This window comes from Cellulomonas sp. P4_D11, assembly GCF_056401915.1.
This window is the reverse complement of record NZ_JBFUIK010000018.1, coordinates 63,175-82,632: the sequence shown is the minus strand read 5'-3', so window position 1 is coordinate 82,632 and position 19,458 is coordinate 63,175. Positions and strand designations below refer to the sequence as shown.

18 protein-coding genes, 1 tRNA gene, 1 pseudogene and 1 riboswitch are annotated in these 19,458 nt (G+C 73.7%); of the genes and pseudogenes, 5 read left to right on the top strand and 15 right to left on the bottom strand.

What is annotated here, in order from left to right:
- Positions 1–2,964, top strand: a pseudogene (locus tag AC1DT4_RS13020) (hypothetical protein); the annotation flags it as partial.
- Here AC1DT4_RS13020 and AC1DT4_RS13015 read toward each other — a convergent pair.
- The 3 genes from AC1DT4_RS13015 to upp all read right to left on the bottom strand — a co-directional run bounded on the left by AC1DT4_RS13015 (position 2,965) and on the right by upp (position 4,827).
- Positions 2,965–3,618, bottom strand: coding sequence for an SDR family oxidoreductase (locus AC1DT4_RS13015; protein ID WP_477090213.1), 654 nt, complete (start codon positions 3,616–3,618; stop codon positions 2,965–2,967).
- A 95-nt stretch (positions 3,619–3,713) separates the two neighbouring features.
- Complete coding sequence (locus tag AC1DT4_RS13010; protein WP_477090212.1) at positions 3,714–3,992, bottom strand: hypothetical protein; 279 nt, start codon at positions 3,990–3,992, stop codon at positions 3,714–3,716.
- A gap of 199 nt (positions 3,993–4,191) precedes the next feature.
- The gene (gene upp, locus AC1DT4_RS13005) at positions 4,192–4,827 is read right to left on the bottom strand and encodes a uracil phosphoribosyltransferase (RefSeq protein ID WP_477090211.1); all 636 of its coding nucleotides are present in this window, start codon (positions 4,825–4,827) and stop codon (positions 4,192–4,194) included.
- A 56-nt stretch (positions 4,828–4,883) separates the two neighbouring features.
- On the opposite strand from upp, the gene tadA reads away from it, so the two are divergent.
- Entirely contained in the window at positions 4,884–5,363 is a 480-nt protein-coding gene (tadA, locus tag AC1DT4_RS13000; RefSeq protein ID WP_477090210.1) for a tRNA adenosine(34) deaminase TadA, read from the top strand.
- Here the strand turns inward: tadA and AC1DT4_RS12995 are convergent.
- Positions 5,351–6,187: an NAD-dependent protein deacetylase gene (locus AC1DT4_RS12995; RefSeq protein ID WP_477090216.1), complete on the bottom strand. Its 837-nt coding sequence runs from the start codon at positions 6,185–6,187 to the stop codon at positions 5,351–5,353. The genes tadA and AC1DT4_RS12995 overlap by 13 nt on opposite strands.
- Positions 6,188–6,275: 88 nt before the next feature.
- Here AC1DT4_RS12995 and AC1DT4_RS12990 point away from each other — a divergent pair.
- Together AC1DT4_RS12990 and AC1DT4_RS12985 are read left to right on the top strand one after the other, a co-directional pair.
- Positions 6,276–6,362, top strand: a tRNA-Ser gene (locus tag AC1DT4_RS12990).
- A gap of 107 nt (positions 6,363–6,469) precedes the next feature.
- Positions 6,470–7,090, top strand: coding sequence for a hypothetical protein (locus AC1DT4_RS12985; RefSeq protein WP_477090209.1), 621 nt, complete (start codon positions 6,470–6,472; stop codon positions 7,088–7,090).
- Here the strand turns inward: AC1DT4_RS12985 and AC1DT4_RS12980 are convergent.
- The 8 genes from AC1DT4_RS12980 to AC1DT4_RS12945 all read right to left on the bottom strand — a co-directional run bounded on the left by AC1DT4_RS12980 (position 7,071) and on the right by AC1DT4_RS12945 (position 15,420).
- Positions 7,071–8,603, bottom strand: a complete 1,533-nt coding sequence (locus AC1DT4_RS12980; RefSeq protein WP_477090208.1) for a protein kinase domain-containing protein — start codon at positions 8,601–8,603, stop codon at positions 7,071–7,073. The two genes, AC1DT4_RS12985 and AC1DT4_RS12980, sit on opposite strands and share 20 nt — an antisense overlap.
- Positions 8,600–9,337 carry a hypothetical protein gene (locus tag AC1DT4_RS12975; RefSeq protein WP_477090207.1) on the bottom strand — a complete coding sequence of 246 codons (738 nt, stop codon included), beginning with the start codon at positions 9,335–9,337 and terminating at the stop codon, positions 8,600–8,602. The genes AC1DT4_RS12980 and AC1DT4_RS12975 overlap by 4 nt, the downstream gene beginning before the upstream one ends.
- Before the next feature lie 2 nt (positions 9,338–9,339).
- Positions 9,340–9,720, bottom strand: a complete 381-nt coding sequence (locus AC1DT4_RS12970) for a hypothetical protein (RefSeq protein WP_477090206.1) — start codon at positions 9,718–9,720, stop codon at positions 9,340–9,342.
- Between the two features lie 108 nt (positions 9,721–9,828).
- The gene (locus tag AC1DT4_RS12965) at positions 9,829–11,349 is read right to left on the bottom strand and encodes an alpha-N-arabinofuranosidase (protein ID WP_477090205.1); all 1,521 of its coding nucleotides are present in this window, start codon (positions 11,347–11,349) and stop codon (positions 9,829–9,831) included.
- Complete coding sequence (locus AC1DT4_RS12960; protein ID WP_477090204.1) at positions 11,346–12,344, bottom strand: family 43 glycosylhydrolase; 999 nt, start codon at positions 12,342–12,344, stop codon at positions 11,346–11,348. The genes AC1DT4_RS12965 and AC1DT4_RS12960 overlap by 4 nt, the downstream gene beginning before the upstream one ends.
- Before the next feature lie 8 nt (positions 12,345–12,352).
- On the bottom strand, positions 12,353–13,171 hold the full coding sequence (locus tag AC1DT4_RS12955) for a carbohydrate ABC transporter permease (RefSeq protein ID WP_477090203.1): 819 nt from the start codon (positions 13,169–13,171) through the stop codon (positions 12,353–12,355).
- Positions 13,168–14,121 (bottom strand): carbohydrate ABC transporter permease, encoded by a 954-nt coding sequence (locus AC1DT4_RS12950; protein WP_477090202.1) that lies wholly within the window; start codon positions 14,119–14,121, stop codon positions 13,168–13,170. The genes AC1DT4_RS12955 and AC1DT4_RS12950 overlap by 4 nt, the downstream gene beginning before the upstream one ends.
- Positions 14,122–14,184: 63 nt before the next feature.
- Positions 14,185–15,420 (bottom strand): ABC transporter substrate-binding protein, encoded by a 1,236-nt coding sequence (locus AC1DT4_RS12945; protein ID WP_477090201.1) that lies wholly within the window; start codon positions 15,418–15,420, stop codon positions 14,185–14,187.
- Positions 15,421–15,509: 89 nt separating this feature from the next.
- Between AC1DT4_RS12945 and AC1DT4_RS12940 the strand changes: the two genes are divergently transcribed.
- Entirely contained in the window at positions 15,510–16,505 is a 996-nt protein-coding gene (locus AC1DT4_RS12940) for a LacI family DNA-binding transcriptional regulator (RefSeq protein WP_477090215.1), read from the top strand.
- Positions 16,506–16,699: 194 nt separating this feature from the next.
- Here the strand turns inward: AC1DT4_RS12940 and AC1DT4_RS12935 are convergent, their stop codons facing one another.
- From AC1DT4_RS12935 to AC1DT4_RS12925, 3 genes are read right to left on the bottom strand one after another with little or no spacing between them, the layout of a single operon-like run.
- Positions 16,700–17,434 carry a phosphatase PAP2 family protein gene (locus AC1DT4_RS12935; RefSeq protein WP_477090200.1) on the bottom strand — a complete coding sequence of 245 codons (735 nt, stop codon included), beginning with the start codon at positions 17,432–17,434 and terminating at the stop codon, positions 16,700–16,702.
- Positions 17,434–18,108: a phosphatase PAP2 family protein gene (locus tag AC1DT4_RS12930; RefSeq protein WP_477090199.1), complete on the bottom strand. Its 675-nt coding sequence runs from the start codon at positions 18,106–18,108 to the stop codon at positions 17,434–17,436. Before AC1DT4_RS12930 ends, AC1DT4_RS12935 begins: the two co-directional genes overlap by 1 nt.
- Before the next feature lie 45 nt (positions 18,109–18,153).
- Complete coding sequence (locus tag AC1DT4_RS12925; protein ID WP_477090198.1) at positions 18,154–19,029, bottom strand: L,D-transpeptidase; 876 nt, start codon at positions 19,027–19,029, stop codon at positions 18,154–18,156.
- A 157-nt stretch (positions 19,030–19,186) separates the two neighbouring features.
- Positions 19,187–19,304: riboswitch (SAM riboswitch) on the top strand.
- The last annotated feature ends 154 nt before the right edge of the window (positions 19,305–19,458 follow it).

Genomic DNA, 19,458 nt, shown 5'->3' with positions numbered 1-19,458 from the left:
GGCGCGACGGCTGCGGCGACCGGAGCGGTCGGCGTGGTCGGTGCGGGGGCCGCCGGCGGGGCGGCCGCGGCGGGAGGCGTGGCGGCGTTCTTCGCTGCGATCCCCCTCGGGGCGGCGGCGATCGCGGTGGGCAGCGTCGCGCTGGCAGCCGTGGCGGCCATCGGCATCGCGACCTTGCTCGGCTCGCCCGACTCCGCCACGGTCGCGGACCCGACGCCCTCGTCGAGCGAGGCGCCCACGGCGTCACCCGACCCGAGCTCGAGCGCCGACGCGCTGGCCACTCCGCAGCCGACGGACATTCCGACGCCGGACCCCACCGAGCTCGCGCCCGAGGAGACGCTGCTCGGCGACGAGCCGACGCTCTCGGGCGGCGACGACGGCGACCTGACCGCCGACGCGCCCTTCTCGTCGTCGACGGACGAGGAGCAGCCGGCGGACCCGGAAGAGCCCGCGGAGCCGACCCCGGCCTCGGTCTCCGTGGAGGTGCCGCCGGACGGGCTGATGCTCGAGGCGGGCCTGACGGACCAGGAGCTGACGATCGGGCTGCGCAACAGCGGCGAGACCGCGGCGACCAACCTGGTCGCCGAGGTGACCCTGCCCCCCGGCGTGACGCTGGACGGCGTCAGCGCCGCGGCGTTCGCCGGCATCTCCACGGGCCGGTTCGCCGTGATCGGGTCGGCCGGGTGGGTGTGCGTCGTGGGCGACGGCACGGGCGTCGCGCGGTGCACGCTCGACGTGCTCCCCGGCCTGACCACGTCGACCCTGGTGCTGCACGTCTCGATCGACGAGTCCTTCGACCAGTCGGACGGCGAGGTCGGGCTCCGCGTGCTCGGCGCCGGCATCGACTATGTCGCGCCGCCCATCCGCGTGGTGATCGCGCCCGCGCCCGCCCGGCTGAGCCTGCGCAGCGCGCCGGCCACCGTCGCGCTGGTGAGCGGGCGGACCCGGCAGCTCGACCTGGCGGTCGCCAACCTCGGCGGCACCACCATCCCCGCGGGCTCCGGGACGGTGGCCGTGGTGCTGCCCCACGGGGTCACGGGCGCGGCCGCGCCGACGTCCGGAGCGTGGAGCTGCACCGGCACGCAGCCGATGACCTGCCGTTCGGGTGCGGTCGGGGCGCGCGCCGACGCGCCGTTGTCGCTGCTGCTCACCGCCGGGTCCACCGACGTCGTCACCGACCGGTCTCTCGTGCTCCAGCTGACGCCGAGCGGGCGCGGGACGCCGGAGACCGTGACGGTGCCGTTCACGCTGCAGCGTCCGGCGGTGCTGGCGGTCAACGGCCCCGGCACGGCGACGGTCGCACTGGGCACCCCGACCAGCGTGCCGGTGAGCATCTCGAACACCGGCGACCTCCCGGCGGTGGGCGTCCAGGTGACCCTGCAGCGACCCGACGGCCTCGGGTTCGGCTCGCCCGCCGTGACCGACGAGGCCTGGAGCTGCACCGAGGGTTCGACCGTCGTCTGCTCGACCGCGCAGATCGATCCCGGCACCACCGTCGACCTGCCCGTCGACCTGCGCGCCGTGCCGACGGCCTTCGGCCCGGTCGGTGCGCTGACCGTGTCCGCGACGGCCCCCGACGCCGACCCGGCCGCCGCGCTCGACGTCGCGGTCGAGGCCCTGAACCCCGTGCTCGGGCTCGACGGGTACGACCCCTACATCCTGCTCAACGCCGACGGGACCGGGACGGCCCGGTTCACGGTGAGCGCGAGCGTCGCGGACGCGGTGGAGCCCACGGCGACCCTGACGCTCCCGGTGAACCTGCGCGCGGACCCCGAGGCCAAGGGGCCGCAGACCCCCGGCTGCACGGCGTCCGAGGACCGGCGCACGGTGACCTGCGCGCTGGCGACGATCCCGGCGGGCGGGTCAACGCAGGTGCTCGTCAACGTCCGGTGGGCCGGCAGCGCGAAGGGCACAGCGACCGTCGTGGTCGAGGCGCCCGGCGCGACCGTGACGTCGCAGCGCTCGGTCCAGACGTCGTCGGCAGGCCTCACCGCCCGCGACAGCTTCGAGCACGCCGACGTGACCGAGATCGGCGCGCCGCTCCTGTCCTGCGACGCCGCGCTGCCGGACTGCGCGTCGGCCCTGTCCACGGGCAACCGGGACAACAACGCGTTCGCGATGATGGCGCTCGACGAGGCACCGCCGGCGCCCAAGACCCCGCGCGCGACGGTCCCCGTGTCATCGACCGCGCGGCTCGACGTCCCGGCCGGCCGGCAGATCGTGTTCGCCGGGCTCTACTGGTCGGCGAACATCGGCGCGGGCGACACGTGGAGCGGCCCGCTGACCTCGGCCCGCCTGCGTGGCCCCGGGGGCACCTACACCGACGTCACGGGAGCGCCCCTGGCGCAGCCGGGTGACAACGCGGGCCGTACGTACTACCAGTCGTTCTCGGACGTCACGTCGCTGGTGGCGGCCGGCGGTGCGGGCGACTGGTCGGTCGCCGACGTCGCCGTCAGCGCGACCGCCAAGGACAAGGACAAGACGTACTACGCGGGCTGGTCCCTCGTCGTGGTCTACGCCGACCCGGCGTCGGACGCGTCCGTGACCGTCTACGACGGTGGGCAGTGGATCGGGACGTCGCTGGCGCCGCTCGCGTTCGAGTTCGCGTCGACGGCCGGCACGTCCGCGCGCATCGGCGTGGTGGCGTGGGAGGGCGACCGGACCGGCACCGGCGACCGGCTCCTGCTGGGCGACACCTGCCTGGGCGGCAACAGCTCCGGGGCGACCGTCAAGCGCGCACTGACCCCGACCCGCTGGGACGCCACGAGCGGCGTCGACACCAACGCCTTCGACTCGACCGCCACCGGGTGGCGCGCGGGCAACTCGCTGGGCACCGATGCCAAGGCGTTCCGCGAGGTGCGGCTCGCGTGCGACGTCAGCTCGCTGACCGCGACGACAGCCGGTGACCAGTACCTGATCGGGGCGATCACGCTGCGGACGGTGCCGGCGGCCGACGTCGGCTGATCACAGGGCTGCGGCGACCGCCGCCCCGACGGGCACCTCGCCGCCGACGAGCTCGAGCACGAGCCCGGCCGACCGCGGCTCGTGCAGCAGCTCGACCAGCACGGCTGCGACGTCCGCCCGGGGGACGGAGCCGCGGGGGACGGACGGGTCGAGGTGCACGGTGCCCGCCGCCGGGTCGTCGGTGAGGCCGCCGGGCCGCAGGATGGTCCAGTCGAGGTCTCGGGCGCGCAGGTCCTGCTCGGCCGCGCGCTTGGCGACGAGGTAGGCGGCGAACACCTCGTCGGTGCCCGCGGGCGGGGGTGCCCCGGCGCCCATCGACGAGATCAGCACGTACCGCCCGACGCCGGCCTGCTCGGCCCCGTCGGCCAGCAGCGCGGCGGCCCCGCGGTCGACCGTGTCCTTGCGGGCGAGGCCGCTGCCGGGCCCGGCGCCCGCGGCGAACACGACGGCGTCCGCCCCGGCGATCGCCTCGGCCACGTCCCGGGCGTTCGCGCGCTCGAGGTCGAGAACCACTGCCTCGGCGCCGTCGGCCACCACGTCGTCGACGTGGGCGAGGCGGCGGACCAGGGCGACGGGCACGTCCCCGCGCGCGCTCAGGGCGCGGGACAGGAGCCGCGCGATCTGCCCGTGACCTCCGGCGATGGCGATGCGCATGCCTCCCACGGTAGGCACGCCCGTCGCGACCGGCGACCCGGGGGCGCGCTGCCGGGCCCGGAGCCCCCAGAGCGTGGGCCCGGCAGCGCTGGTCCTCAGCCGACATCCCCCGGGTCGGCGAGGACGTCGAGGAGTCGCAGGTGGCTCAGCCGGTCGCCCAGGCGGTGCACGTCGTCGGAACCCGCCGGCGCCAGGGACAGCGCCGTGTAGGTGTCGGCGCCGGGGAGGAGCTCGGTCGCGAACTCGCGCAGCACCTCGGCGACCTCGGCCAGGTCACCGGGCGAGTGGGAACCACCGGCGGGCAGGCTCACGTAGAGGACGAGCCCGGGCTGGGGCCGGGGCAACGGGGCGGGAAGCGGGGCGGGCAGTGCCATGGACGTCTCCGGGTGCGCGGTCCGCCGGCCCGAGGGACGGGCGGCGGTCTGGTCGGTCGGCCTCGTGGGTCAGGACCGATGACACGCGCACGGATACGCGGCGACGGGGCGCTGCGCAGACGTGGTCATGGGGCGACTGTCGCACGCCCGCTCGTCGACACCAAGGGGGATTCGTCGGTGTCCCAGGTGGTGGGACGGTTCAGACGACGCCGTAGAGGCGGTCGCCCGCGTCGCCGAGCCCCGGCACGATGTACGCCTTGTCGTTGAGGCGCTCGTCGACGGCCGCGACCACGATCGACACGTCGGCGCGGTCGCCCACCGCCTGCTCGACCACCGCGAGGCCCTCCGGGGCGGCCAGGAGGCAGACCGCGGTGACGTCGCGGGCGCCGCGCGCGAGCAGGAAGTCGATGGCGGCGACGAGCGTGCCGCCGGTGGCCAGCATCGGGTCGAGCAGGAAGCACTGCCGGCCGGAGAGGTCGTCGGGCAGCCGGTTGGCGTAGGTGATGGCCTCGAGCGTCTGCTCGTCGCGCTGCATGCCGAGGAAGCCGACCTCGGCAGTGGGCAGCAGGCGGGTCATCCCGTCGAGCATGCCGAGCCCGGCGCGCAGGATGGGGACGACGAGCGGGCGCGGGTCGGCCAGCTTCACGCCCGTGGTCGCGGTGACCGGCGTGACGATGTCGACGGCCTCGACGTGCACCTCGCGCGTCGCCTCGTAGGCGAGCAGGGTGACCAGCTCGTCGACCAGGAGCCGGAAGGTGGGCGACGCGGTGTTCTCGTCGCGCAGGACGGTGAGCTTGTGGGCGACCAGGGGGTGGTCCGCGACGTGCAGGCGCATGCGCTCAACCTACCGGCCTCCTGCCCTCCCGCCGCGGCCTGCGCGATGATGCCCGCATGACCGACGCCGACCGTCCGTGGCAGCCCGCCGACGCCTGGGCCATGGGGCTCGCGCTCGACGAGGCCCGCCGGGCGGTGCTCACCGACGACGTCCCGGTCGGGGCGGTCGTCGTCGGACCCCGCGGCGAGGTGGTCGGGCGCGGTCGCAACACCCGCGAGGCGCACGCCGACCCGACCGGGCACGCGGAGATCCTCGCCCTGAGGTCCGCCGCCGAGAACCTCGGGCGGTGGCGGCTGGACGACTGCACCCTCGTCGTGACCCTGGAGCCGTGCGTCATGTGCGCGGGTGCGACGGTGCTGGCGCGGATCCCCCGCCTGGTGCTCGGGGCGTGGGACCCGAAGGCCGGCGCGTGCGGGTCGCAGTGGGACGTGGTGCGCGACCGGCGGCTCAACCACCGGGTCGAGGTGGTGGGCGGCGTGCGGGCCGAGGAGTGCGGCCTGCTGCTGCGCCGGTTCTTCGAGGCTCAGCGCGGCTGACGCGGGGTCGGCAGCGTCTCCGACAGGTCCGTGAGCGTCTCCGACGTGCCCGCGTCGAGCGTCACGGCCGCGTACCTGTCGCCGCGCGTGGCACCCCGGTTCACGACGACCACCGGCTTGCCGGTCTGGGCCGCGTGCCGCACGAACCGCAGCCCCGACTGCACGGTCAGCGACGACCCGGCGACCAGCAGCGCGTCGGCGGCGTCGACCATCGCGTACGCGCGCTCGACCCGCTCGCGCGGCACGGTCTCGCCGAAGTAGACGATGTCGGGCTTGAGCATCCCGCCGCACGCGCTGCAGGCCGCGACGACGAAGTGGCTGGTCTGCTCGATGACGGCGTCGGCGTCGGGCGCGATCTCGATGTCCGCGACCGCCGCGGCGAACCCCGGGTTGAGGGTGTCGAGCCGGTCGGCCAGCTCGGCGCGCGAGATGACGATGCCGCAGGACAGGCACCGGACCCGGTCGTAGCGGCCGTGCAGGTCGATGACGTGCCGCGAGCCGGCGGCCTCGTGCAGCAGGTCGACGTTCTGCGTGATGAGCCCGGTGACGACCCCGCGGGCTTCCATCGCAGCGAGCGCCCGGTGCCCCGCGTTCGGCATCGTCCGGTGCACGTGCCGCCACCCGACGTGGTTGCGCGCCCAGTAGTGGCGGCGGAACCCCTCGTCGGCCGTGAACTGCTGGAACGTCATCGGCGTGCGCGGCGGGGAGTCGGGGCCGCGGTAGTCGGGGATGCCGGAGTCCGTCGACACCCCGGCGCCCGTGAGCACCGCCAGGCGGTGGCCCGCGAGCACCTCGACGACGTCGGCCAGCGAGCCGGCGGTCATCGGGACGGCGTCGGGGGTGGTGCTCACCTGACCACCGTACGACGCCGATTCGGAGGCAGGGCCTCCGACCAGGTACCCTTCTCGCCGAGGTAGCGTGTCCGAGCGGCCTAAGGAGCACGCCTCGAAAGCGTGTGTGGGTGAAAGTCCACCGTGGGTTCAAATCCCACCGCTACCGCGTTCCGACAGCCCGGATCCCCGTCGTGGGGTCCGGGCTGTCGCTGTCCGGGCCGCCACGAGCTGGGCCCCCGGCGTGCCGCGCCCGCGCACGCCAGGATGTCCCGCGTGACCATCTACGCGCAGACCCCGTGGCGGCGTGCCCGCCAGCTCTTCGGTGACGTCCTCGTCCTCTGCTGGGTCGTCCTCTGGGTCCGCGCCGGGCTCTGGGTGCACGAGGTCGTCGGACGGCTCGCCGCGCCCGGGCGCACGCTGGAGGACGCGGGGTCGTCGCTCTCGGACGGCCTGACCTCGGCCGGAGACACCGTGGCGCGCGTCCCGCTCGTGGGCGACGACGTCCGCACGCCGTTCGACGCGGCCGGTGGAGCGGCGGACTCGATCGCCCACGCGGGGGTCGAGGTGCAGCAGGGCGTGGCCCAGCTCGCGCTGCTGCTCGGGCTCCTCATCGCCGCGGTGCCGATCCTGCTCGTCGTCGCGGTCTGGCTGTGGTCCCGCATCCGGTTCGTCAGTCGCGCACGCGCGGCGCAGGGCATCCTCGACTCGGCGGCCGACCTGGACCTGTTCGCCCTGCGCGCGCTCGCGACGCAGCCGGTCCGGGCGCTCGCCCGCGTGAGCGACGACCCCGCGAACGCGTGGCGTCGGGGGGAGCCTGAGGTCATCACCGCGCTCGCGTCCCTCGAGCTGCGCTCGCTCGGCCTCCGGGCTCCCATCAGGCCGACGGCGACCTGATCTCCGCGCTGCTCCCGGGCGCGACGGCCAGCGCAGGGCGACGGCACTCGACCTCGAGGAGCAGGCCGGCCCAGCCACCGGTGAGGACGTCGACGGGCTCGTCCGGTCCGGACCGCAGCTGCGCGGCGATGTCTCGGGCGATCCGCACGGACGACGGCCGATCGGTCCGGGCGAGCGCCCGGTGTGCCCGGGCGATCGGGCCGCGCGCGGCTGGAGCGGGGGGCTCGGCGTGGCCGCAGCGGGCGGACCAGAGCAACGCGAGGTCGAAGGCGTGCTGGTCGCCGGTGAGGGTGGCGACGCGGCCGAGGAACCAGGCGACGTGCGCCGCGCGGGCGTCGTCGGCCGACGCCCACACCGGTCCGTCGACGTCGAGCGATGCCACGGCGTCGCCCAGGTCGAGGCGAGGGGTGGGCGGAACGGGCTCGACGGCGGCGAACGCGTCCCGCAGGGCGCGCACCGAGCGGTACCGACGCCGCGGGTCGGTGGACAGCGCCCGGCGCAGGACGCGCTCGGCGGCGGGCCACGGGGTCGCGCCCACCGCGACGAACGACCGCGGCCGGTGCTCAGCCAGCCGGCACAGGGCCTCGTCGCGCTCGCACGCGAGGTCGAGCGGCGGCGCGCCGGTGAGGAGCCGGAACGCGACCGCCGCGACGGCGTACTGCTCGGCCGCGGCGTCGAGCGCCGGGGTCGGAGTGCCGTGCAGCAGCGCCGCGGCGGCCGTCGGGTCGAGGTACTCGCCGCCCGCGGGTCGCGGCGGTGGGTCGCCACCCGCTGAGGCGAGACCGAAGTCGATGAGGGTCACCGCGCCGTCGGGTCCGACGAGCACGTTGCCCGGGTGGACGTCGCCGTGCAGCACCCCGCGGTCGTGCAGGGCGACGTAGGCGTCGAGCACCTGGACCACGAGGTGCCGGCGGTCGGAGGTCGTCAGGGCGGCCAGGTCCGCCGGGTCGCCGTCGACCTCGTCGAGCACGAGCGTGCCGCCCGTCGGCGAGAGCTCGTGCCAGACGAGCCGCGGCGCGACCGGGCCGTCCAGCCGCTCGAGCGCGGCGAGCTCGCGGGCGACGAGGCCGGGTCCCTGCATCTCGTCGTCGACGACCTTGACGACGACCCGCGTCCCGTCGGCCAGGACCGCGCGCCAGATCTCGCTGTCCCGCAGCACCCGGATGCGCGCCGTGATGGTTGCCGGCCCGACGCGCTCCCCGATCGCGTGCCGGTCCTGGAGCGAGGTCGCGGTGCCGTCGGCGACGAGGATGTCGGTGCGGGTCAGGGCGACGAGCACGCCGAACGACTCGTCGAGCGTGCCCAGCGGGTCGGCGCCGACGGCGGCGGCGTACGCGAGGACGGCGTCCACCAGAGTGGACGGCTGCCGGAAGTGCTCGAGCAGGGCCATCGCGTCGCCGGACAGGAGCTGGGGCGGGACGCGGCTGCCGCGGCGCGCGACGAGGACCTCGTCCTGGTCCGGCATCGGCACGGCCTCGACGTCGGCGTGCAGGACGTAGCGCACGTCGTTCATGCCGGCACCCGCGTCCGGACGCCGGGACGCCAGTGGTCCACGTCGTATCCCGCGGTGGCGAGCGCGCTCAGCGCGGCGTCGGCGACCTGGGGCGCGGGGGCGTCCGCGCCGAGCGACCTGCGTCGGTCGACGAGCGCCTCCGCGACGGCGTGCGTCACGACGGCGCGCCAGCTGGTGCCGTCCTGGTCGCGGCCGCGGGACACGATGCCCGTCGCGCCGACCTGGCCGCTGAACGGGACGCCCTGCGGGTCGAGGTCGTCGAGGGCCTCGGCGAGCGCGGTGGCGACCTCGTCGGCGCGCTGCGCAGTGGGGAGGTAGAGCACGATCTTGTCCGGCCGGTGCAGCCCGGGGCCGTCGGCGCCGACCTTCCACGCGGGGACCTCGAGCGCGGCCGCGGTCGCGAAGACCACCGGCAGGGCGGTGGGCAGGCACGGGACGGTCGGGCTGACGTAGACCTTGTGCACCTGCGTCGCGGTGGTCGTCCCGGGCACCGTCCACCCGTTCCAGTGCTCGGTCCGGGAGCGGTCGTGGTGAGCCAGTGGCGCGCGCCGCTCGGCCCGGTCCACGAGGAAGCGGGCGAGGCGCGGATCCTCCCGGGGGTCCGGCGCGGTGCCGCCGGACCGGTAGAGCACCGCGGCCAGCTGGTCCGGACCGACCCACCCGGCGAGCGCCGCTCCCCGGACGACCACCGTGCGGGTCATCCGGGCGAGGCGCTCACCGGGCGGGGTCGGCATCGTCAGCCCTTGAGGACGGACGCCGCGTACGCGATGTCCTCCGCGGACCCCTGGAGGCCCTCGATCTGCTGCTCGACCGCCTTGAGCGTGGCGACGAGGCTCTCCCTGACGATCTGCAGGTCGGCCTCGTTGAGCCGGCCGACCGGCGAGATGACCGGCGTCCAGTGCGACGGGATCGTGTAGACCGTGTTGTCGTCGGCCGGCAGGAACACGCCGCCCCCGCCGCCGCCGGCACGCGCCTGCACCTCGGCGATCTGCGGCGACAGTGCCGCGATCTGGATGATCGCCGACGTCTCGGGGACCGTCGGCGGGTTGGTCAGCTTGTCGTGCCACTGGAACTTCGGTACGCGCTGGACGTACAGGTCCTTCACATAGAAACCCATGGCTCCCCCTCCGATTGGCCCGCGCCGGTCGGCCCGGGCCGGCGACCCCGCGGTGGGGCCGCCAGCACGAAGGAACGGCCCGCGGAGGGGGAGATACGGCGCCGGACGTCAGCCCAGGGTGAGGTCCACGGTGACGAAGGCGGCCGGCGGCAGGTCGAGCTCCAGCCTGGTGCCGGTCAGGCGGACTCCGTCGAACGGCCGCGGCGCGACCACCCCCGGGTCGTCCGCGGTGTTGTGGTCCTGCGCTGACGCGGCGGTCAGCACCGTACCGACCGGGTCGGAGACCGGGCGGCCGCGCAGGTCGATCCGCACGGTCGCCCCGTCCACCGGGTCGAGGTTGGTGACCGAGACCAGCACGCGGCCGTCCTTGGTCGACGCCGACGCGGAGACCGTGTCGATCTCCACCCCGTCCACCTCGCGCGTCGCCCGCCGGACCGCCCGGACCGGCAGCGCGACGGCGTCCTGGTGCGCCCTGCTCATCGCGAAGACGTGGAAGGTCGGCGTGCGCACGAGCCGGTCGCCGTCGGTGAGCACCATGGCCTGCAGGACGTTGACGGTCTGGGCGATGTTCGCCAGCCGCAGCCGGTCGGCGTGGTCGTGGAACGCGTCGAGGTGCACCGACGCGACGAGGGCGTCGCGCAGGGCGTTCTGCTGGAACAGGAACCCCGGGTTGGTGCCGGGCTCGACGTCCCACCACGTGCCCCACTCGTCGAGTGCCAGGCCGAGCTGCTTGGTCGGGTCGTAGGCGTCCATGACGGCGGCGTGGCCGGCCAGGAGCTCGCGCACGTGCAGCGCGCGCCGCATGGTCGTCCAGTACTCCTCGTCCGTGAACGACGTCGCCGACCCCTTCGCCGACCACGGCCCGGACATCGTGTAGTAGTGGAAGGACACCGCCTGGAACAGCGCTCGCGGGCTGCGGTCGCCCAGGCCCGTGGTGACCTCCTTCATGAGCGTCTCGGTCCACGCGTAGTCGTCGTCCGCGGCCCCGGCCGCCACCCGGTACAGCCGGTTGTCGCCGTGGTCGCGCGCGTAGGTGGCGTACTGGCGGGCCAGCGACGCGAACTGCGGGGCGCGCAGGTTGCCGCCGCAGCCCCAGGGCTCGTTGCCGATGCCCCAGAAGCGGACGGTCCACGGCTCGTCGCGCCCGTGCTCGCGACGGAGCCGCGCCATCGGGGAGTCGCCGGTGCGCGTGAGGTACTCGACCCACTCGCTCATCTCCTGGACGCTGCCCGAGCCGACGTTGGACGAGACGTACGGCTCGGCGCCGAGCAGCTCGCACAGGGCCATGAACTCGTGGGTGCCGAAGTGGTTGTTCTCCTCGACGTCCCCCCAGTGGGTGTTCACCATGCGGGGCCGCTGCTCGCGCGGGCCGATGCCGTCCTGCCAGTGGTACTCGTCGGCGAAGCAGCCGCCGGGCCAGCGCAGGTTCGGCACGGCCAGCTCGCGCAGCGCCTCCACCACGTCGGCGCGGATGCCGCCCACGTGCGGCACGTCGGAGTCCTCGCCCACCCAGAAGCCCTCGTAGATGCACCGGCCGAGGTGCTCGGCGAACTGCCCGTAGAGGTGGCGGCTGATGGTGGGGCCGGGGACGTCGAGGTCGATCGCGGCGTCCAGGGCGGGGTCGGTCATCGGGAGGAGCTCCTGTCGGGGTGGGGCGCCGTGCGGCGCAGGTCGAGGTCGGGGTCGGCGTCGCGATCGCACACCAGGTGCCCGTCGACCACCGTCGCGGCGGCGACCTGCACGTCGGTGCGGTGGGCGAGCGGGACGCCGTGCTGGTCGAGCTCGTCGGCGGATCCGACGTTGTCGGGACCTGGCTCCACCCGGTGCGTGAAGTAGAAGATCCACGCGACCTCGGTGCCGTTGCTGGCCCGGCCGACGACGACGTCCGCGTGCCGGCCCGTGCCGGCGTCCCACGGTCGGCTGCCGGGCTCGGCCAGGACCAGGCCGTCCCGCTCCCACGTCTCGAGGTCGGGCGAGCGGTAGACGCCGAGGCCGCGCCACTCGTCGACCAGCAGCCACCACCACCCGCCGAGGCGGAAGACGTTCGCGCCCTCGCCCGCCGGCTCGGTGACGACCGGGCGCGGCGTGCTCCACGTGACCAGGTCCGGGGAGTCGACGCACCACTGCTGCGAGCCGGCTGCCTCGTCCTTGTACCAGAGGCGGAAGCCGCCGGACGGGAGCGCGACGACGCACGCGTCGATGACCCGGTCGGAGGACAGCGGCAGCGTGCCGCGGTACGTCCAGGCCTCCAGGTCGCGCGACGTGTGGTGCGTGATGGTGCGCGGCGCGTCCCAGGAGCTGGGGGTGCCCGGCACGTGCGTGAGGAACATGTGGTACTCGGCGCCGATGCGGACGACCTCGGGCGCCCAGAGCGTGTTCTGCCCGGGCATGTGGTCGAGGCCGTCGACGACGCCGGCGTACGCCCAGGTCAGGCCGCCGTCGTCGGAGGTCGCCAGGCCGATCTCCGTACCGTGCATCCAGGCCACGCCGGCGGACCGGTCGGCCGCGCGGCGCTGGGTGTAGAGCATCCGCCAGGTGCCGTCGGGGGCCTCGACGACGACGGGGTCGGTCGGTGCGTGGTGCACGGGGTCGGTGAACAGGGGAGCGGGGATCGTGCGGCTCATCCTGCGGCTCATCCTTTGAGGCTCCCCGCCAGCAGGCCCGAGACGATGTGCCGCTGCGTGAACACGAAGAACACGACCATGGGCAGCAGGGCGAGCACGCTGAGGGTCATGAACGACGGCCAGTCCGTCCGGAACTCCCCGACCGCCGTGTAGACCTGCAGCACGATCGTCCGCTTCTCGGGCGACGACAGGAACACGTTGGGCAGGATGAAGTCGTTCCACACCCACATCGTCTGGAAGACACCGACGGTCACCAGGATGGGTCGGATCAGCGGCAGCACGATGCGCCAGAAGATCTGCACCACGCCCGCGCCGTCGAGCATCGCGGCCTCGATCACCTCGAACGGCAGCGTCCGCATGTACCCCTGGATGAGGAAGAAGCAGAACACCGCGCCGGCGGCGTACATGATGACCAGCCCGTTGAGGGTGTCCACCTGGTTGACGCCGACGAGCATCCGGTAGAGCGGGATGAGCGTGGACTGCGCGGGCACGACGAACGCGAGGACCAGCACGATCCCGAGGATCCGGTTGAACCGCGTGGCGCGCATGATCATGCCGTAGGCGGCCATCGCACCGATGAGCAGCTGCACCAGGACGCCGACGACGGTGACGTACAGGGTGTTGGCGAAGCTCCGCGCCAGCGGCACCTCGTTGAACACGTCGATGTAGTTCTGGAGGTTCAGCGACGACGGCAGCGCGATCGGTGAGGCCACCATCTCGGCCTGCGTCTTGAACGTGTTGACGACGATGTAGTAGAGCGGCAGCGCGACCAGGCAGGCGATCGCGATCATGACGACGCTGAGGGTCGTCCGCTTCAGGCGGGTCACAGCACGTTCCTCTCCACGCGGCGGGACAGCACCAGCTGCCCGATCGACAGGGCGGCCACTGCGAGCGTGAACAGGGCGGCGAGCGCCGACGCGAGCCCGTAGCGGCCCTGCCCGACGCCGGACGTGATGATCGACTGGGTGATCGTGTACGTGGCGAACCCGGGTCCGCCGTTGGTCAGCGTGTACGGCAGGTCGAACACCTTGAGGCCGCCGGTCATCAGCAGGAACTGGCTGACGACGATGCCCGGCGTCAGCAGCGGCAGCGTGATGTGCCGGAACTGCGCGAGCGCGCCCGCGCCGTCGATCGTCGCGACCTCGTAGAGCTCCGCGGGGATCGACTGCAGGTAGGCCAGGTAGAGGACGGCGTGCCAGCCGGCCGCGCCCCAGACGCCCACGAGGACGACCGACAGGCGCGCGAGGCTGGCGTCGGAGAGCCACGGCACCGGCCCGAGGCCGAACAGGTTGTTCAGGACGGTGTTGAGGGCGCCCGACGCGATGGGCGACAGGATGTAGCTCCACACGAGCCCGAGGACCGCCATGCTCGGGATCGCCGGGAAGAACAGCGCCGAGCGGACGAAGTTGCGCCCGACGAACGCCTTGTTGAGGATCACGGCGAGCGGGATGGCGATCGCCGTGACCAGGACCGTGGTGCCGACGGCGAACAGGAGCGTGAAGCCGAGGCCCGCGAGCATCGACGGGTCGCGCATGATCACGCGGTAGTTCTCGAGCCCGACGAAGCTCACGTCCGCGGAGTAGCCCGTGAAGTCGGTGAAGCTCCAGTAGATGGTCTGCCCCAGCGGGATCAGGAACAGGACGACGAACACCAGGGCGATCGGCACGAGGAACAGCTGGCTCGCGCGGGGTCCGCCCCAGCCGGAGGTCCGGGGGCGGCCGCGGCGCGCCGCGGGGCGCGAGACGGCGGTGGTGGTGGGTGCGGTGGCGACGGCCATCAGCAGCTCCTTCCGGGGGATGGGCCGGTGGTGCGCGGCGTGGCGCACCACCGGCCCGGGTCGTCAGGAGGTGGCGAGCTTCTGGTCCAGCGCGGCGGCCGCCTGCTGGGGCGTCACCGTGCCCTGCACCATCTGCTGGATCTGCGCGACGGCCTCGACGTTGAGCACGTCCTCCGAGCGCGTCCAGGCGATCATCGGCAGGTAGACGTTGCCGGCCCGGACGTCGTCGACGATGGCGTCGAGCGACGGGTCCACCGTCGGCTGGAAGTCGCTGGTCACCGTGATGTCGGCGGAGAGCGACTGAAACTTCTCGACGCCCTCGGCGCTCACCAGGTACTGCAGGAACGTCTTGGCCTGCTCGATCTTGTCCGACTTGGCGTTGATGGCGTAGCCGGGGCTCGCCGCCCCCGCGAGGTACGGGTCACCGTCGGGCGCGGCCGGGATCGGGGCGATGGCGAACTTCATGTCCGGCGCCGCCTCCTTGAGCGGCGTGACGTTCCACGGGCCCGACGTGATCATGGCGACGCGGCCGTTGGCGAACTCGTCGAACACCTGGTCGCCGGTCAGGCCCACCGTGTTCGGGTCGCCCAGGCCCTCCTCGTAGAGGCGGTTGAACTGAGTGAGAGGCTCGGTCCACTCGTCCTCGAACGACGAGGAGCCGTCGAAGATCGCCGCGTCCATGCCGAAGCCCTCGGCCGCGTTCTTCGCGCCGACGAACGACGACACGATCGTCGGCATCTGCGAGAGGTCCTCGAGGTACGGCGTGATGCCCGCGTCCTTGAGCTGCTGGCACAGGTCGAGGAACTCGTCCCACGTCGTCGGGACGCCGTCGGCGCCCACCTGGGCCAGGAGCTCCTCGTTGTACATGATCCCCGCGCCCCACGTGGAGGTGGAGGCGCCGTAGACCGCGTCGCCCGAGCTGTAGGTCTTCTGGTTGAACTCGGGGATGGTCGACATCCACGGCTCGCCGGCCAGGTCGACCACGTGCTTGCCCTCGATGAGGTTGGTCTTGTTCTCCGCGGCGATGAGGAAGACGTCCGGCGCGGTGTTCGACAGGACGCGGGTCTGCAGCGCCTGGATGTACTCGGCGACCGGCGGCGCGTAGGAGACCTCGACCTTGATGTCGGGGTGCTCCTTCTCGAACTGCTCGACCACGGGGCCCATCACCTCCTCGCCGCTCCAGGACAGGAAGGTCAGGGTGTCGCTGTCGCCGCCGGACCCGCCGCTGCAGGCGGTGACGGTCAGGGCGAGGGTCGCGACGGCCGTCAGGGCCGCTGCGATCCGGGAGCGTCGCTTCATCGGGAGGTCTCCTCGGTCGGATGGGTGAGATGGGCGATGCCTGGCACTCCGCGGGGCTCGCGGGGCACCAAGATGGGGGGGTGGTCACCATGGACGACGTCGCCAAGGCAGCAGGCGTGTCCAAGATCACCGTGTCGAACGTCGTGAACGGCCGGAACCGGGTGGGTGCGCCGACGCGGCTGCGCGTGCTGCAGGCGATCGACGAGCTGGGCTACGAGGTGAACCTCGCGGCGCGCTACCTGCGCGTGGGCCGCACGGGCGCCATCGGGCTGCTGGTGCCCGAGCTCGAGCGGCCGTACTTCGGGCAGCTGGCGCGCCGGCTCGCCGACCGGGTGGAGCGCCACGGGATGCACCTCGCGGTGGAGCGGACCGGTGCCCTGCGCGAGCGGCAGCTCAGCTCGGTGGCCAAGGAGCGCGTGCAGCTCTACGACGGCGTGGTGCTGAGCGTGACCGGCCTGACGCCGGACGACCTGCGCCGCATCGAGCTGGGCCGCCCCGCGCTGTTGATCGGCGAGCGCGACGTCCCGGCCAGCTTCGACCACGTGCTGATGGACAACGTCGGTGGCGCCAGGCTCGCGGTCGCGCACCTGCTCGCGCGGGGTGCGCGTCGCGTCGCCATGGTGGGCGGGTCGGTCGAGCGTGCCGAGCACGACGTGGTGACCCTGCGGACCGAGGGCTGGCGCGCAGCGCACGAGGACGCCGGCGTCGTGGGCGACCCCGCCCTGGTGGTCGAGCTGGACGAGCTGGACATGGGCGCGGCCCGCGAGGCGGTGCACCGGCTGCTGGCCGAGCGGCCGGACGTGGACGGCATCCTGGCCGTCACCGACGTCGTGGGCTTCGGCGTGCTGCGCGGGCTGGCCGACCTGGGCCGGTCGGTGCCCGGAGACGTGCAGGTGGTCGGCTTCGACAACGTCGACGAGAGCGAGTTCTCGGTGCCCCGCCTCTCGTCGGTCGAGCCCGACAACGACGCCATGGCCGACGCCATCGTGGAGCTGCTGGTGCGCCGCATCGCCGCCACGGACCCCGTGGAGCCGCAGGTCGTCATGCCCACGCCGCGGCTCGTCCTGCGCGAGAGCACGCGCTGAGATCGGTCGTCGCCACATCGCGCACCTCCCGCCCGGTTCGTCGTCGAACCCCGATGGTGTATCGATACATCACCCGGTAGGCAACGATTAAGCACAGGTCGGTACGGATCGGTCAAGACCCCGAGATCACGATTTGTTAACGCTCACATTTTGCCGCGTGCGCCGACGGGTCGTCGTGCGCCGCGCCCGGCGCGTCAGCTCTGGGTGGCCCGCGCGCGCTCCGAGCCGGCGCCCGCGCCCGTCCCGGACACGTCCCGCCGCAGGTAGTTCCAGGCGAGGAACGCGCAGACCAGACCGTTCAGCGCGCCCATGAGGACGTCGGTCGGGGCGTGCATCCCGCGGTACAGCCGGGCGGTGCCGACGGCCACGGGAACGAGCAGGCACAGCACCGTCACGACGGCGCGCGCGACCGGGTTGCCGATCCGCTGGGCCACCATCGCGAGGGTCACGTAGAACGCCGTGGACGCGCCCGTGTGCCCGCTCGGGTACGCCGAGGTGGGCGGGGAGTCGTCGAGGTGCTCGACCTCGGGGCGCTCGCGGCCGACCACCAGCGCGGCGGTCATGAAGACCAGGGCCTGCACCGCGATGGCCTGCGCGGGGACGATCGCCAGCCACCACTGCTTCGTGCGCCACCAGAACAGCCCGACGAAGAGCACGCAGGCGCCGATGATGAACTCCGTAGTGCCGATCCCCGACAGGACCGCCGTGACGGAGTTGAGCGCGGGCGTGCGGACGGACTCGAACCAGCGGTTGACCGCCGCCTCGCGAGGGAAGCCGCCCAGCGGCCCCGTGATGAGGAAGCCGATGCCGACGACGACCACCCAGAGGCCGACCGCGGGCGTCAGCACGCGCACGGCGAAGTCGCGCAGGGCCTCCTTGCGCGTGGGCGCGGAGGTGTCGAGCTCGTAACGGTGCAGGAAGGTGTGCATCACGTCTCCGGGTCGGGGGGCGTCGCGGACCAGCCGCTGTAGCCCAGGTAGGACGCGCCGGCGAGGGCCGTCCCGAGCGCGAACCCTGCGACGACGTCGGAGGGGTAGTGCACGCCGAGCAGCACGCGGTCCAGCCCGGTGAGCAGGGTGCAGGTGGCGGCGACGGCGGGGACGACGATCCGCCCGCGACGCCCGAGCAGGGGCCAGACCAGCAGGGTCAGCGTCAGGGCGACGGCGGCCGTGTTGGTCGCGTGGCCGGACGGGAAGCTCGACCCGGGGGCGTGCTCCAGGGCGTCCTCGACCACCGGCCGCGCCCGCTGCACCAGCCCCTTGGCGCCCAGCTGCACCGCCCAGGCGGCCATGATCGTGAGGAACGCCCACAGCGCTCGCGTGGTCAGGCCGTGGCGGCGCCACACCCAGACGCAGACCAGCGTGGCGGCCAGGTTCACCCACTTGGCCTGGAAGATCTGCTGCCAGGCGACCAGCGCCTGCTCGAGGCCGGGGTGCGCGCGCGTGAAGTCGGTCGCGGCCTCGATCGCCTGCCGGTCGAGGCGCAGCACGTCGTCGACCTGCGCGCGCACAAAGTAGGCGAGCACGGCGACGGGGACCGTGAACGCGATCCCGAACAGCGCGGCGCGCACCAGTGCACGGCGGCGGAGCGGGAGCGGACGCATCCCCGGAGGTTAGGGGCGCGGCGGCGGGTCCGCCCGTCGAACCGCTCAGCCGACCGTCGTCACGACCGTCCCGGCCGGTGCCTGCCAGAGGACGTCGAGGACGTCGTCGGCCACCCGGACGCAGCCGTTGGAGACGGCGCCCGTGCCGCGCAGCGTCGTCGTGTGGATGGCCGTGGCCGATGTGTGCGTCTTCTTGTCGTAGTCGTCCATGGTCTCGCTCTGGGTCGACAGGAGCAGGACGCGCGGCGTGGTGGTACCCGGTTCCAGCCAGCGCGTGCCCACCAGGAACGCGGGCACGTGCGGGGTCGGCTTGTCGGGGCTGCCCGTCGCCTTCACCGGGAGGACCCGGGTCGTGGTGCCGTCGTCGACCGTGATCGTCTGCGCGGTCGTGTCGACCTGGACGGTCCAGCTGGTGCCCGCCGCCTCGGTGTCGGCCGAGTCGATCCACGCGCTGCGGTCGTTGACCTGGGACGGGTCCTGGCTGGGCAGGGCGCCGCGCGTGGCGAGCATGACGCGCAACCACCGCCCCCGCTGGTCGATCACGGGCAGCGTGGTGCGGACCGAGAGGGTGAGGGCCGGCACGACGCCCACGGCCGCGCCGGCGGGTGCCACGCGCGCGGCCGTGTCGCGGACGACGACGGCGGTCTGCCACCGGCCGAGCGCCGGGTCGTCGCTGGCGCGCTGCGTGAGCCCGTCCGTGCCGGGCAGCCCGGCCACGACGTGCAGGGGGTCGGTGACCGGCAGGGCGGAGAGGTCGGCGGGCGGCGGCACGGCCACCGCGGGGGCGGCCGCCTTCGCGACCGTCACCGGGGCGGCGACAACCACGGGCGCCGGGGGGATCTCGGCCGGGGCGGCCGAGCATCCTCCGGCCAGGACGAGCACCGCGGTCGTGACGAGGGCGCCGAGCGTCGTGCGTGTCACGCGCCCCCACCTCCGCCCGAGGGACACCGTCCCGAGAGGTCATCGTGCGCCCCCGTCGCGGGATCCCGCAAAGCGCCCGATTGTCGGACGTCGGATCTCACGATGTGGTCGGGTGTTTGACGGTCACGCGGACCCTGTCTAAATTCCCTACCAATAAGGTCAAGATTTCCAGTGCGAAGCCCCGGCTAGCTGGATGGCAACCCTCCGCGTGGCGGGGTGCCCCGGGTGAGGACCTGGTCACGGTGGTCCGGTGCCGCCGTCGACAACATGCGAGCCCCGGCAGCCGCCGGGACGAGAGGACGGACCATGGACGCGACCGGGACCACCGCCCGTTCGATGCTGACGCGTTCCTGTCCGGCCCTCTGTCGCCGCTGACCGGCTGACCCACCCCTCCGCACGCCCCGCGACCGGGGCGCGCGACGCGTACCC